The sequence below is a fragment of the Spirulina subsalsa CS-330 genome (assembly GCF_028330765.1).
GTDB lineage: Bacteria > Cyanobacteriota > Cyanobacteriia > Cyanobacteriales > Spirulinaceae > Spirulina > Spirulina subsalsa_A.
On sequence record NZ_JAQMTY010000290.1, the window covers coordinates 1 to 12,289 of the forward strand.

A 12,289-nucleotide genomic window follows, 5' to 3' on the forward strand; every position below is an offset into this window, starting at 1 on the left:
GCCTCCAGATGACTCGGAATCTTTGTTCCGTCTTTTGCCGTGCCCATTAAGCTGGCTGTATTATACCACTATGCTGCGCTCCTTGACCCCCACCTGCCTGCGGCGAGGTGGGGGAGTGCGTCGCTCTTTTTGTTCAAACTCGGTAAGACTTTAACGCAACGTTGTTGTTGATTCCAGCCATGCGAACGTTTCTGTTTCCACTGATCAAAGTGCTTTCGACGCTGCTGATTGCGGGGGGGTTGGGCTTGGAAGTCTGGCGTGTGTTTGCGGTGAGTGCTGGTCTGCTCATCCCGGCGGGTTTAACGCCCATTTTCTGGTTGGAACGGTTCGCGATCGCAGCGCATCTAGTCGAAAGCGGCATCGCGATCGCCCTCTCCCCCTCCCGCGGCCAACGCCCCATCCCCACGGCCCTCTATACTTTTTTCACCGGCTTCGTCGGATTGATCGAACTGCGCGATCGCCCCATCATCACCCCCAGCGCGAAGGATTCTTAAGGCGCGATCGCACCTCGTCGCTCTCGGTATTATAAAAGTAGGATTGAGTGGGGATAGGGCGTGATGTCGTTACGGCGGTTGACGGTGTTTAGTGGGTTGGTGTTGATGGGAGCCTGCGCGGTTTCACCATCGCTGTTAGGTGTTTTGGGGACGAGTGGGGGCGGGGTCGCGGGTGGGGTCGCGGCGAATGCCTTGGGGGATTGGCTTGATGATCGGCGGCAAAGGGGTGATCTGAGTAATCATGATTTAACGAAGGCGGTGGGGAGGGCGATCGCTCGCATCGTCGCTACAGTTGCCCAGGATCATCCTGAACGGGCCGCGCTGAAAAAACTGGCCCGTGAATTGCCGGAAAAATGGCCGTTTTTTGTGGAACATATCGCCCGCGATCGCGCATTACTGACGGACATCGAAGAGAGTCAACTCACAGCATGGCTAACGGATTCCGCCGCCCAGCGGGCCGTTTTGGATCAGTCGGAATGGGAAACGGCGATTTCTCGGTATTTCTGTTTATGGGTGGAGATTGAACTGAGTCCGGCAACGGTGACGGCTTTGGCTGCCAAATTACAGGCAGAATTTGCCTTTGCGTTGCGGGAGGTGTTGAAGGCGGATTTTGAAACGGGGGGGAAGGCGTTCGCAGGGATGACGCTGTCGCTGTTGGGGGAAATTTTGCGGACGGTGCAGGGGTTACAGTCGGCGGGAAATGGCAGCATTTCGCCGGATTTGGTGAATCAGATCCAGGCGCGATATGACGCGATCGCCACGAATCAAGCGGCTGCCTTAAACGCTATTGCCGACCAAATCGGGCGCGAGCTTGATGCCTTAAAAGTGGGGCAAACCCTGATCATTGACACAATTAACGACGCAACCCAGACGATTCTAGAGGCGATCGCCCAACAATCTCAATCCCGATCGCGCCCCCGGATCATCCAAAACGAACCGCGCCCCAAGGCTACCCATTGGCAGGGACGGGACGCAGAACAAGCACAGATTAACGCTTGGCTGGATGATGAAAATACGAAACTCTCCGGGTTGATTGCCATGGCGGGGATGGGTAAATCAACGCTGGCGGTGAAGGTGTTTGAGGATCGCGCCGATTTTGTGGGGAAAGGGTGGTTTGATTTGGGGTTTGCGCCTCGGTTTGATGGGGTGGCGCGATCGCTGTTGGACAAGTGGGGGGAGATTCCCCGTGATGTGTTGGAGCGGATGTCATCGGAGCAATTAACGGATGAATTGATCGCGCTGTTGCAAAATGAGCGGTTTTTATTGGTGTTGGATAATTTGGAATCGGTGCTGGATCAACCGGAATACGTCACGTTTTTGCAGCGGTGGGTGAATGGGGGGCGACGCAGTGAGGTGTTGATTACGTCTCAGCAGGAGCCGGAGATTGATCAAGTATGTCCGGCTTGGTGTGTGTTGTCGGGGTTGGAGTCGGAGGAGGGGGCGAAGTTGTTGGCGGCGTTGCGGATTACGGAGCAGGAGCCGGGCAAATTAGAGGAGTTTTCGGAGTTGGTGGATGGGCATCCGTTGACGCTGACGCTCACGGCGGGGTTATTAAATAGTCAGGGGGCACGGCAGCGGCAAAAGTCGATTGAAGAGTTGAACAGTCCGGAGTTTGGCGATTTGTTGTCGCGGTTGGCGGGGCAGCATCGGAATCAACGGGTGCAGTTAACGACGGTGTTGGCGGCGAGTTTTGGGCGGTTGTTGCCACGAGAGCGGGAGGTGTTGACGCGGTTGGCGGTGTTGCGTGGGTCGTTTGGGGAGGATGTGGTGACGGTGGCGGAGTCGGGGTTGTTTTGGGGGTTGGTAAATCGGGGGTTATTGATGGATCAGGGGGGTGAGGGGGTGACGGTGTTGCCGTTTGTGCGATCGTATTTGTTGAGCCAAGTCGATAATTCTGCGCCGTTACACCGTTGGGCGATTGACTATTACGACGCTCGGAAGAAGCCCTATCCTTGGGATGTTTTTGAGGAGCGCGATCGTGAATTGGCGGAGGTGCGCGATTATCTGGAGTTGTTTCATCATCACTGTGAGCTTGGCGAGTATGCGCAAGCCTTTGATGTGATTTACGACGGTAATGAAACAGGGCAATCGATTAATCGATTTCTCGATTTTCGAGGCTTTCAACAGGAAAAAATTGTATTGCATGAACAATTAATCAATATATCATGTGGAAAAAACCATTGGTATCATAGATCGTCACTAACTTCTTTAGGAAATATCTACTGTTTCTTGGGAGAGTATGAAAAGGCTATTGACCAGCACGAAAAATCTTTAGCGATTGCAAAGCAAATCAGGGATAAACGTGGACAGGGGATTTGTTTGGGAAATTTAGGCAATGCTTACAAGCATTTAGGGGAGTATGAGAAAGCCATAGAATATCACACAGAACAGTTGAAAATTACGCAAGAAATGGAAGATAAACAAGGTGAAGCTTTCTCTTTTTGTGGTTTAGGCAATGTCTACAATTCTTCAAGAAAGTATTCAGAAGCTATTGACTATTATGAAAAATTTTTACTGATCTCACAGCAAATTCAAAATAAACGTGGTGAAGCAATGGCTTTAAATAATTTGGGTGAGATTGATAAAGCAAGAGGAAAGTATGAAACATCCATTGACTATTATGAACAATCCTTAGCGATCAAACGGCAAATTAACTATAAACATGGCATCGCACATTCCTTAATGAATCTGGGGGAAGCTCTCCGGGATACTGACCAGATCGAAGCTGCCCGCGAACACCTCACCCAAGCCCGCACCCTCTTCGCTGAAATGAAACAATTGCACAATGTCGAAAAATGCGACAACATTCTCCGCGATTTACCCTAAATTACCCTTCCCATGACCTTCTTACCCCTAAATTCAGTCATTACCCCCGCAAAAATCACTCAATACCTGCTGATTCCACTCCCCAAAGACGATAAATCCAAATTCTTAGCCCAAGCTGGATACACCCTGGAAAATTGGCAACAATTAGAAATAGACATCAAGACCCAAATCTTAACCCAACCCGCTCAACTGATCCAAGAAAATCGCTATGGTCAAAAATATCAAATCAAAGCTAATCTTACCGGCCCCAATCACGTAACTCTTAAAATTTTAACCATTTGGATGATTCATCAAAATGTCTGTCGATTTGTCACCTTAATTCCCGATAAAGGAGCATAAATATGAGCCAACCTTATCCCCTATTCACCCAAGTTAGTCTCACCCAAGACCTCCCTGAATATAACCTCAAGCAAGGACAAATCGGCACAATCGTGGAACATTACCCCATCAGCGATGAAGAAGACGGCTACAGCATCGAAGGCTTCAATGTGCCTCAAGTCACCATCGAAGTCTCCGCCTCACAAATTATCCCCCACAACCCGCAAGCGCGAGAAATGGCTATCCTCACCAAACTCCGTCAACTCTCCCCCACCCAACAACAAAACCTCGAAGACTACCTCGACTTTCTCCTCCAACGGGAAAAAACAACCCTACCCTAACCCAAATAAAATAAACCATACCATCACAATTTAATGGTCAATGGAAGATTAACTAAAATTCCCCACCCATTCACACTCAAAACCCCATGCAAAACACCCTCAACATTGATGAAACCCTACTCGCTGAAGCCCTCGCCCTCAGCGACCACCAAACCACCGAAGACATCATCAAAACCGCCCTCCAAGAATACATCCAACGCCGCCAAAAACTACAAATCATCAAACTTTTCGACACCATTGACTACGACCCAGACTATGACTACAAACAGCAGCGTTATACTGTCTCCCAAACGCTGCAACCTTAGCATTATCCTTTCAATCTCAATAGAATAAAATCAACACTCTGAGCCTAGAAAAAATGTCCATTCAATACATCACCAACGAAAACGGCCAACGGGTTGGCGTGATGCTCGACCTCGCCACCTACGAACAACTCACCCATCCCCTCGCCAACGACCCAGACTGCCTGCTCAACATCAGCCCCGCCGAACTCCAAGCCTTCGCCAATATCGAACTCGCCCTCAACAGTCAACAGACCCTCAACACCCTTCTGAGCAAAAATAATCAAAGCAGCCTCACCCCAACAGAAACCCAAATCCTTGATGAATTACTCGAACAAATCGATGCTCTGACGCTGCTCAAAGCCCGCGCCAAATATACCCTTCAGCGCCGCCAAGAACTTGAAATAATGCCATGAGTGCTTATATTTCCCTGGCTTTGCGCGATCGCATTTGTCCCCTAATCTAAATGATGACCCAATCTTGAATTCGCTTCAGGTCTGGATCGCCGGCTAAATAGCCAATGCCACGATGCAAATGGAGGCGAAATTGCTGGGCGAGGGTCTCTGTGTCCAGACTTAAGCCATCTTCAAAACAGCGTTGTTTGAGGGCGATTAGGAGCACCTCTGCATCCTCACCGCCAAAGGTGTTCCAAGTCATTTCCAGATTACTATCCGCCGGAATGGGAACGGGTGACGGGGGATGGGGTTCGGCGAGGGAGCGACAGAAGGCCCAGCGACAGAGAATATTCCATTGGTCAATTTTGGTGATTCGCTTCAGTTTGATCAGGTGATCTTTGGCGGTTTGGCTGAGTTGAATGCGGTGAATGGGAGGCTGCATGATGATCCTTGATATTTCAAAAAAATGACTGGATAGAGCCGTTATTTAAATCCTTAAAACACTCGAAACTTTAAGGCATAAGGGGCTGAAGTTGCCTGATCTGTCCGAACTGAATAATGTTGCGCTATGACTCATAGTGATAGCGACAAGAAATAATGATGATATCTGTTTCAGTGACCTGATAAACCAGGCGATGTTCTTGGTTTATCCGCCGTGACCAATAGCCAGCCAAGTCATATCTTAAGGGTTCTGGTTTACCAATTCCTGTAAAGGGGGTGCGATCAATTATTTTGATTAATTCAATGATTTTACGATGAGTCTTTTTATCTAGTCTGAGCCATTCATTAAAATCAGCAAATGCAGAGGCCTCAAAAATAACTCTTCTACTCATCTAATGTTTCTAAATCTGTAAAAATGAGATTCTGATTATTTTCAACATTTTTTACAGCTTGTAACAGCCTAGAACGATTGATTTCTGAATGTAGGAGATACGCAGTTTCATCCCATTCAGAAATGGTAATTTCAATCTCTTTATCGCCAAATTGAGTTTTGATCGCTTCGAGTAAATCAAGATTTAGTTCACTTGCCTTCAGTCGATAAACTGTGGTCATTATTTTTTACCTCTGCCTGGGTTTACGTTGGGACTATTATAGGCATTATTGAATGTCTTGAGCCGCTGTGCTGTCAAAATATCCCGGCGCGATCGCACTCTGTCGCGTCGTTGGATCATAGTCAATCCGGTATTCTTGGGTGATGGTTTGGTTCTGGCGCAGTTGGGCCACTTCGATCGCGCCAATTTCGGTATCCGTGGACAGTAAGATCACTTGATGGCTGGCTACGGGGAAATAACGTTCAATTAAGTTGTGGCGATGGGAGGAATCTAAACGGCCCAAGGGGGTATCAATGGCGACGGGTAAATGGCGACCGGAAACGCGAGCGAGTCCCCATAAAAACGCCGTGGCAAGAATTTGTTTTTCTCCGGCGGAAAGACGTTTTTTCGGAATAGTTTGGCCGGTGGTGTCGTAGAGGGTGAGGGTGAATTTTTCGGTATCGACGGTGACGCGATGAATAAAGTCAGTTTTGCGGAGGAGGTAGCGAAAACATTCGGTGACGGCGGATTCAAGGTGATCCACTTTGCGGAGTTTGAGGCGATCGCGAAATTCAATTAAGGTGTTTTGGACGCGATCGATGGATTTGAGAATGTGCTGATCATTTTGCCGCGCCACGATCGCATTGCTGTAGCTCAGTAACTGGGCTTTGCTGGCGTTGAGGGTGTCGCGCAGGTGTTTCACAGTTTGGGTTTGGGCGTGATGGGTGGCGGTGAGGGTGGCGTGTTTGGCGGCGGCTTGGCTCAGGGTCGCGCCGAGTTGGGCGTATTCTTCGGGGGTGGCAGCGGCGGCGAGTTGGCGTTGGGTGGTGTCGATGTCGAGGGCGATCAGTTCGAGGCGATCGCAGTAGGTTTTAACCTGGTTTTGTGCATCGGGGAGGTGATGGGTGAGGAGATAATCCAGGCGTTGGAGGGTTTGAGGGTTAGGGTTTAAATAGGGCTGAATCTGAGCGATCGCGCCCTCGCGTTGGGTCTGGGCGGTGGTGATAAAGTCGCTGAGACGTTGTAAGGCATCGGGGGGAATCGGTTGGGTTTGGGCGAAGCTGAGCAGGGCGCGATCGTGGTCGTTAATGTGTTGATGGGCGATCGCAATTTGGGCGGCGTTTAATTCGGCGTGACCCTGTTGCCGCGCTCGTTCTAGCAGGGGCGCAATCTGCCCTAGGGGTAGAGTTTGGGCGGCCAATTGACGGAGGCGATCTTGGAGGTGTTGGGCTTCGTGATGGAGTTGGTGCAGTTGACTTTCAAGCTGGGCGCGTTGGGCCGTGATTTCACCGCCGCGAATGTTAAACATTTGGGTGGCGAGTTCTAATTCATTGGCGGCTTTGTCGATTTGGTTTTGAAGATTGCCGAGGTCTTGGTAAGCGTTTTGATAGGCGTTTTGGTGCTGTTCAATTTCGGTTTCGAGGTGTTGGAGTTGATCCTGTTCTTCTTGTTGGGCGATCGCTTTTTGCTTGCGATCGCGCAGTATTTTCAAATCCAACCCTAAGCGATCGGGCAACTCCAACCCCAGCAGGGATTGAATCGCCGTAATCACATCCGGGGGCGGGGTGTCCTGTTCGGCGAGTTCTTTAATTTGTTCGCCATCAAAGAGGAATAAATTAGAAATTCCTAAGGGCAATAAATCCTCAATCCGTTCATCCCAAATCTTCGCCAGGGCCTGATCGGGGATTTCCGTTTGAGTGTCGAGATGGGTTGTGAACACGCTCAAAGTTTCTTTGGGGGTGGCGTGATGTTCCCACGCCCGACGGAGGCGATAATGCACCGGCTCCCCGATTAAGGCATGTTCAAAGACCAATTCAATCGCAACCTCGGCGTGGGGCGGCGTGTGGTGGTGAATGCACTGGCGCAAAAAGTCGCTATAGGCGAGGCTGCCGCGATTGGAACATTGGGCGCGTTGACCGTACAACACGAGGCGCAGGGCATCCATAATCGTGGTTTTGCCGCCGCCATTCATGCCGCCGATCAGGATAATCGGGCGATCGGGGTCGGGGGTGAGGTTCAGGGTTTGGCGACCGGCATAGGGGCCAAAGTTTTGCAGGGTTAAGCTCTGGAAAATCACGATTTTTTGCTGAATTTTGCGTCGCCCCAGGTGGTGGGTTTGTCGTTGGGTTGGGCGTGGTTGAGGGTGAGTTGGCGCACGGTCTGGAGGTCACCGGAGGCGATCGCACCCTTCAACGCATAGCGATCCTGTGCCTGCTGGATCGCTTCGGCTTCGGTGCGGGAACTGGTTTTAAAACAGTTTTCGAGGTCTTCAAAAATCCCGATCCGCTTGCCTTTGGTGCGATATTTGCGCTCGGTGTCGAGCAATTTTGCCATCAATTCTAGGTGCATCGCGTCGGGGCAAATTTCTTCTAAGACTTGCCATTCTTCGGTTCCTAAAAGTCGGGCGGTTTCCCCATCGGGAAAGGGGAATGCTTCCCCGGTGCTTTCGGCATAGATGCGGGGCAAGCTGTCTTCAAATTCGTGTTTTTCTTCGAGCCAAATTTGCCGAATGGCGTGCAATTCTTCGAGGTCAATTAGGGTAATATCGCGCATTTGGGGCGGGGCGGTTTGACGCAGTTGGGTTTGGGTTTCAAGGACGCGCCGCAGCCAATGTTCACGCCATTGTTTGGTGTAGGGGCCGGGGATGGGTTCGGGTTGGGTTGTGCCGTTGTCTTGGCGACGTTCAAAGATTTGCACGCCCCCAGAGAGTCGCCGAAAGTCGCGGCGATCGCGATCGTCTTCGATGTCTAATTCGTTGCGAATGGCCAGCAGGGGTTCCATCCATTCTTTTTCGTCGTCGTTCTGGATCATGGCGGCCATGGATTTGTCTTGATCGACCATGGTGCAGACCCAGCAGCCAAAGCGGGAATCGCCGCAACTGGGGGTTGAGGTGTCGATCACCATGGGGCATTCGTTATCGGCGGTCGCGCCGCGATACATGGTGAAGAGGTCGGTGTTGCTGTGGCCCCACGGGTTGGGATATTGGTTGAGATAAATCCACACTTCGTCATTGCGCCAATCTTCGATCGGGGTGTAGATCAGGGAGTTGGGGAGGCTGGCGTTGGGGGAGAGGCGATCGCGCAGTCGTTTTTGGGCGTGTTTGGCCATGGTGGCGGCGCGTTTGGTGCTTTCGGCTTTACGGGTTCCGAGGACGAGGATGGTTTCGCCATGTTTGCGAACGGTGTCGCGGATGAAGCGGTTGGCGGGGTTGATTTTGAGGCGTTCGGTACACCAGCGGAATTTTTGGCGGGGGGCGGGGTAGCCTTTGCCGATCAGGTTGACCCAAAAGGTGTCTTTGATGATCGGTTGTAGAAGATGGGGTTCAATGGGGAGGTTTTGGGTTTGGGCGGCGTGGCGCATCCGGTCGAGGGATTGGCGCACCCAGGCGGAGACGATGGGGTTTTCGACGCGGGTATCGGTGGAAATAACGTGAATGGTTTTGGTGCGTTGTTCGGGGGGAAGTTGCGCGATCGCATTCCACACCAATTGCAGCGTCGCGCCTGAATCTTTCCCCCGGAATACCCCACAAGCCACGGCGTATCATCACTAAAATATAGGCTTTGAATGTCCTGGGTTAGGGTTTTGATGGCTTCGATTAGTTCTGAAACTGTACGGTTTTGATGATGTGATGGTTGCATTAGCTTGTACTTGGATGAGCAGGGCGACGAGTTGCACAGCGAACCGCGCTTAGTTCACCGTCGAAGTGTTCATAAAGGGTTTCAAGTTCTGCCATTAATGGATCAGCTTCGGGGTCTGCGGTGACGGTCGCAACCTTCAGCAGGGCGCAAACCTGAAGCATTTCCCCATTGTCCCAATAGCGTAAGGTCGGTACATAACCGAGGCTTTCTAACTTCATCAGAGCATCAGTCGCGCCCATTGTTGTTAAGGTGGACAAGTTAACGAATAAGTAAGAGTAACCGGGTTCCGGGATGCCGATTTGATAGCGATTTAAGCCGATAAATTGAGCCATGATATTAACGAACTGAATAAAGGTAACAATCCCAAGTTTTACCATTTTTAGAGCGTCGCACCACTCGCACCAGACGAACATTAAGCCCTGAACTCTGGGAGATTGCTTGACAACGCCGATAAGCATCAGCCTCATTATTGGCTAAAACTGATTCTGTCCACTCTGTCCCCACATCTTCGGGGTCTTCCAAGATTTCCGGATCTTCTCCTTCGATCCGGTAGGGGTCGATACCTTGGGGAACAGGAACGCGGATTAGTTGGCGATTTTGAATGAACTCCCAATATAAAACCCCACCAATCACAACCACACCGATCACACAAGCCGGATTCACTGCACACCCAAAAACCGCCGCCGGGATCGCCGGATTTGCTTGAACTTTTTTAGGCGCGATCGCACTCGTATAAGTAAAGATTGAGATCGCGATCGGGACAATGATTCTATATTTCATGATCTCAATATTCCCCCCGTAGTTTATACTCCATTCCTGGTATATTTACAGACTTACACATTTCCAGAAAAGCCCATTTCGATTTGCTGTCTAATGTCAAAAAAGGCTGTTTCTTTTTGTTTCGTCTGATTTTTGCGGTTAGATCAAATTTAGATTTCAACAAGTCCGCTAAAAACTCAACTTCATCATCTGTAAATGCCATCGTATAGAATAATATTCGCTGTAGAGAGCAGCCATCATCACAAAACCAAATTAACAAAGAAGAAAAAGAGAAATACTCTTTGATCATTTTTTCTGGAAGAACCTTTATACCATCTCGATACCATAATTCATGCCATTCTGTTAAAATAGGATGTACAGATGTTCGTAACCAATAGCCTTGATATTGTTTGCCAGACTTGACGTGAGCTGATGATAAACGTTCATTAAATGTGCAATGAAAATATTGCTTCAAAAAATCGAATTTTGATTTGATATAATCTTCATTGCTTCCCCCTTCCGCGTATCGTGCATTTTTCTTATTCTTTTGCTTTTCTAAAGAACCATCTCCCAACATTGCCCCAACTAAAAACTCAAACAAAACGCGGTCTGGTTTTTTACCGTTGTAGCTAAGGTAATGTGCTTGACTGGTTGAGCTTTTGCCCCGTTCTTCCTTTATTCGATCCGTCATGATTGGAACGTTAGGGTATAGCTCTCGGTATTGCTTAAGAGTTAAGCCATGTTTCTTAAGGTGGGCGGGTTGAATGGCTTCAAACCGTTCGCCACAGACTTCGCAAGGGATCAACTTTAAACCCATTTGTTCCTGTTTGTACCGCCGGGCCGCACGGCGTTTAACATCGCCTTCCCTTGCTTTTTTCAAGGTGTAGGCTTTTTTGCACGCTTCAGCCTCGCAGGTTTTCGGCTGAATGCCTTTTGTGTATACGGTCGTGATCGGTTGACCGCAGATCGCACAATCTCCGTTCATTGCAATGTATCCATTTATGGCAACACTCAACACGATACACGCTGTATCCAAAAATGGCAACATTTACGCCAAGCCCTACCTCTGACACGATCAGAGGCTATGGGAAGAGCAGGGCAAGCCCTCCGGCATACACTGGAGCAGCACAAAATCAGCCAGAACAAACTAGCCGTAACCATGGGGATCGATCGCCCCAAGGTGCATCGCTGGTATCACGAGAAAATTGACCCCACCGCTGAAACCGTTGTAGGGATCGTTTTGGCCTTAAATAAGCTCGATTCAGAAGCCGCTAAAACATTTCTCGAAAGTTACTTAGGAGAGTTAATTAATAATCCGTCTCAGCAATGAATTACTTGGCTATACTTGTGTTCTTAATAATTTCATTGCAAGACCTACAGTACAACCAAATATTCCTGCAAAAATATAGTGCAAAAATTGAATCTCGTTATCTACCGAAAAGCTAGAAAATTGAACATAAAGAGTAATCAAGGACAACAAGATAAGAGTAGATATGTAAGGCTTTAAATTCATAGAAATAAACATCAAGAAAGCACCAATACACAAAATTAAAATTATGTGAACAATCCACAAAAAAGAAGATAGTATTGTAGATAAAGTTTGGATATTTATCATCATTTCTTGCTTAAATGAATGTGTTTTTTGAATGCCATTCTAAGGAGATAGGGCTTGGGTTAAAGTGAGGAAGATTTGGAAGCACGATCGCGCCCCCATGAAATGACATCAAGCCTGCCCCGTTAGGTGAATCTTCCCGAAGACCCGACGCAACCACAACACGATAACCATCAGGGTCAATGCTAAACCAACCCCGATCAAAAGCCCAGTGGTGATTTTTGCAGAGTGAGAGGCCGTTAACGATGCGATCGTCGTGGAACTCAGAGAAGGGGCGGATGTGTGCGCCGTCTACAATGCCTTGGCCATTGGGCGCGATGACTTGGAGCCGACACAATGCACAGCGTTGCTCATAAATCGACACCACGACCCGCCGAAATGCTGCATCACGCACAACATTTTGCTGCTCATCTTCGAGGTCTTCAACGCGGTAGATTGTGCCGCCGCTTTCCTGGTAGTGGTAAACATGTAGTGAATTAGTAAGTTAAGTAACATTAATACTTGCATTATAGTGATGAATAAAATACCATATTGCTCCTTCATGATTAAAGAATTTTTTAGAATATGATAATCCTTTCCTCACTAATCTTGAGC

The 12,289-nt window shown here is 49.0% G+C and carries 15 protein-coding genes and 2 pseudogenes; 7 read left to right on the forward strand and 10 right to left on the reverse strand.

Going from position 1 to position 12,289, the window contains the following annotated elements; all coding sequences use genetic code 11:
• Positions 1-179: 179 nt before the first annotated feature.
• The 6 genes from PN477_RS19855 (at position 180) to PN477_RS19880 (ending at position 4,676) form a co-directional block, all read left to right on the forward strand.
• The gene (locus PN477_RS19855; protein WP_272116545.1) at positions 180-494 is read left to right on the forward strand and encodes a hypothetical protein; all 315 of its coding nucleotides are present in this window, start codon (positions 180-182) and stop codon (positions 492-494) included.
• Positions 495-557: 63 nt separating this feature from the next.
• Complete coding sequence (locus PN477_RS19860; protein ID WP_272116576.1) at positions 558-3,320, forward strand: tetratricopeptide repeat protein; 2,763 nt, start codon at positions 558-560, stop codon at positions 3,318-3,320.
• A 12-nt stretch (positions 3,321-3,332) separates the two neighbouring features.
• Positions 3,333-3,659 (forward strand): DUF6883 domain-containing protein, encoded by a 327-nt coding sequence (locus PN477_RS19865; RefSeq protein WP_272116547.1) that lies wholly within the window; start codon positions 3,333-3,335, stop codon positions 3,657-3,659.
• Between the two features lie 2 nt (positions 3,660-3,661).
• Positions 3,662-3,979: a DUF4926 domain-containing protein gene (locus PN477_RS19870; RefSeq protein ID WP_272116549.1), complete on the forward strand. Its 318-nt coding sequence runs from the start codon at positions 3,662-3,664 to the stop codon at positions 3,977-3,979.
• Positions 3,980-4,065: 86 nt separating this feature from the next.
• Complete coding sequence (locus tag PN477_RS19875) at positions 4,066-4,284, forward strand: type II toxin-antitoxin system VapB family antitoxin (protein ID WP_272116552.1); 219 nt, start codon at positions 4,066-4,068, stop codon at positions 4,282-4,284.
• Between the two features lie 53 nt (positions 4,285-4,337).
• Positions 4,338-4,676 carry a hypothetical protein gene (locus tag PN477_RS19880; RefSeq protein ID WP_272116554.1) on the forward strand — a complete coding sequence of 113 codons (339 nt, stop codon included), beginning with the start codon at positions 4,338-4,340 and terminating at the stop codon, positions 4,674-4,676.
• Between the two features lie 46 nt (positions 4,677-4,722).
• On the opposite strand, the gene dndE is transcribed toward PN477_RS19880, so the two are convergent.
• The 8 genes and pseudogenes from dndE to PN477_RS19920 form a co-directional block, all read right to left on the reverse strand.
• The gene (dndE, locus tag PN477_RS19885; RefSeq protein WP_272116556.1) at positions 4,723-5,097 is read right to left on the reverse strand and encodes a DNA sulfur modification protein DndE; all 375 of its coding nucleotides are present in this window, start codon (positions 5,095-5,097) and stop codon (positions 4,723-4,725) included.
• Between the two features lie 124 nt (positions 5,098-5,221).
• Positions 5,222-5,488: a Txe/YoeB family addiction module toxin gene (locus PN477_RS19890; RefSeq protein ID WP_272116558.1), complete on the reverse strand. Its 267-nt coding sequence runs from the start codon at positions 5,486-5,488 to the stop codon at positions 5,222-5,224.
• A complete protein-coding gene (locus PN477_RS19895; protein ID WP_272116560.1) occupies positions 5,481-5,708 on the reverse strand; it encodes a hypothetical protein in 228 nt (75 codons plus the stop codon). Before PN477_RS19895 ends, PN477_RS19890 begins: the two co-directional genes overlap by 8 nt.
• 45 nt (positions 5,709-5,753) lie before the next feature.
• Positions 5,754-7,763, reverse strand: a complete 2,010-nt coding sequence (gene dndD, locus PN477_RS19900; protein WP_272116562.1) for a DNA sulfur modification protein DndD — start codon at positions 7,761-7,763, stop codon at positions 5,754-5,756.
• Positions 7,760-9,324, reverse strand: a pseudogene (gene dndC / locus PN477_RS19905) (DNA phosphorothioation system sulfurtransferase DndC). The gene dndD and the pseudogene dndC overlap by 4 nt, the downstream one beginning before the upstream one ends.
• The gene (locus PN477_RS19910) at positions 9,324-9,656 is read right to left on the reverse strand and encodes a hypothetical protein (RefSeq protein ID WP_272116566.1); all 333 of its coding nucleotides are present in this window, start codon (positions 9,654-9,656) and stop codon (positions 9,324-9,326) included. Before PN477_RS19910 ends, dndC begins: the two are co-directional and overlap by 1 nt.
• A 4-nt stretch (positions 9,657-9,660) precedes the next feature.
• Complete coding sequence (locus PN477_RS19915) at positions 9,661-10,104, reverse strand: hypothetical protein (RefSeq protein ID WP_272116568.1); 444 nt, start codon at positions 10,102-10,104, stop codon at positions 9,661-9,663.
• A 4-nt stretch (positions 10,105-10,108) separates the two neighbouring features.
• Positions 10,109-11,131 carry an LAGLIDADG endonuclease gene (locus PN477_RS19920; protein WP_272116570.1) on the reverse strand — a complete coding sequence of 341 codons (1,023 nt, stop codon included), beginning with the start codon at positions 11,129-11,131 and terminating at the stop codon, positions 10,109-10,111.
• Between the two features lie 36 nt (positions 11,132-11,167).
• Between PN477_RS19920 and PN477_RS19925 the strand changes: the two genes are divergently transcribed.
• The gene (locus PN477_RS19925; RefSeq protein WP_272116571.1) at positions 11,168-11,413 is read left to right on the forward strand and encodes a helix-turn-helix domain-containing protein; all 246 of its coding nucleotides are present in this window, start codon (positions 11,168-11,170) and stop codon (positions 11,411-11,413) included.
• A gap of 295 nt (positions 11,414-11,708) precedes the next feature.
• Here the strand turns inward: PN477_RS19925 and PN477_RS19930 are convergent, their stop codons facing one another.
• Positions 11,709-12,089 carry an HNH endonuclease gene (locus PN477_RS19930; protein ID WP_272116574.1) on the reverse strand — a complete coding sequence of 127 codons (381 nt, stop codon included), beginning with the start codon at positions 12,087-12,089 and terminating at the stop codon, positions 11,709-11,711.
• Between the two features lie 90 nt (positions 12,090-12,179).
• Positions 12,180-12,289, reverse strand: a pseudogene (locus PN477_RS19935) (IS1 family transposase); the annotation flags it as partial.

Coding starts and splice junctions, on each gene's coding strand:
- PN477_RS19860 (WP_272116576.1), top strand. CDS start 558: ATGTCGTTACGGCGGTTGACGGTGTTTAGTGGGTTGGTGTTGATGGGA.
- PN477_RS19920 (WP_272116570.1), bottom strand. CDS start 11,131: ATGTTGCCATTTTTGGATACAGCGTGTATCGTGTTGAGTGTTGCCATA.
- PN477_RS19890 (WP_272116558.1), bottom strand. CDS start 5,488: ATGAGTAGAAGAGTTATTTTTGAGGCCTCTGCATTTGCTGATTTTAAT.
- dndE (WP_272116556.1), bottom strand. CDS start 5,097: ATGCAGCCTCCCATTCACCGCATTCAACTCAGCCAAACCGCCAAAGAT.
- PN477_RS19880 (WP_272116554.1), top strand. CDS start 4,338: ATGTCCATTCAATACATCACCAACGAAAACGGCCAACGGGTTGGCGTG.
- PN477_RS19855 (WP_272116545.1), top strand. CDS start 180: ATGCGAACGTTTCTGTTTCCACTGATCAAAGTGCTTTCGACGCTGCTG.
- PN477_RS19910 (WP_272116566.1), bottom strand. CDS start 9,656: ATGGCTCAATTTATCGGCTTAAATCGCTATCAAATCGGCATCCCGGAA.
- PN477_RS19865 (WP_272116547.1), top strand. CDS start 3,333: ATGACCTTCTTACCCCTAAATTCAGTCATTACCCCCGCAAAAATCACT.
- PN477_RS19915 (WP_272116568.1), bottom strand. CDS start 10,104: ATGAAATATAGAATCATTGTCCCGATCGCGATCTCAATCTTTACTTAT.
- PN477_RS19875 (WP_272116552.1), top strand. CDS start 4,066: ATGCAAAACACCCTCAACATTGATGAAACCCTACTCGCTGAAGCCCTC.
- PN477_RS19870 (WP_272116549.1), top strand. CDS start 3,662: ATGAGCCAACCTTATCCCCTATTCACCCAAGTTAGTCTCACCCAAGAC.
- PN477_RS19925 (WP_272116571.1), top strand. CDS start 11,168: ATGGGAAGAGCAGGGCAAGCCCTCCGGCATACACTGGAGCAGCACAAA.
- PN477_RS19895 (WP_272116560.1), bottom strand. CDS start 5,708: ATGACCACAGTTTATCGACTGAAGGCAAGTGAACTAAATCTTGATTTA.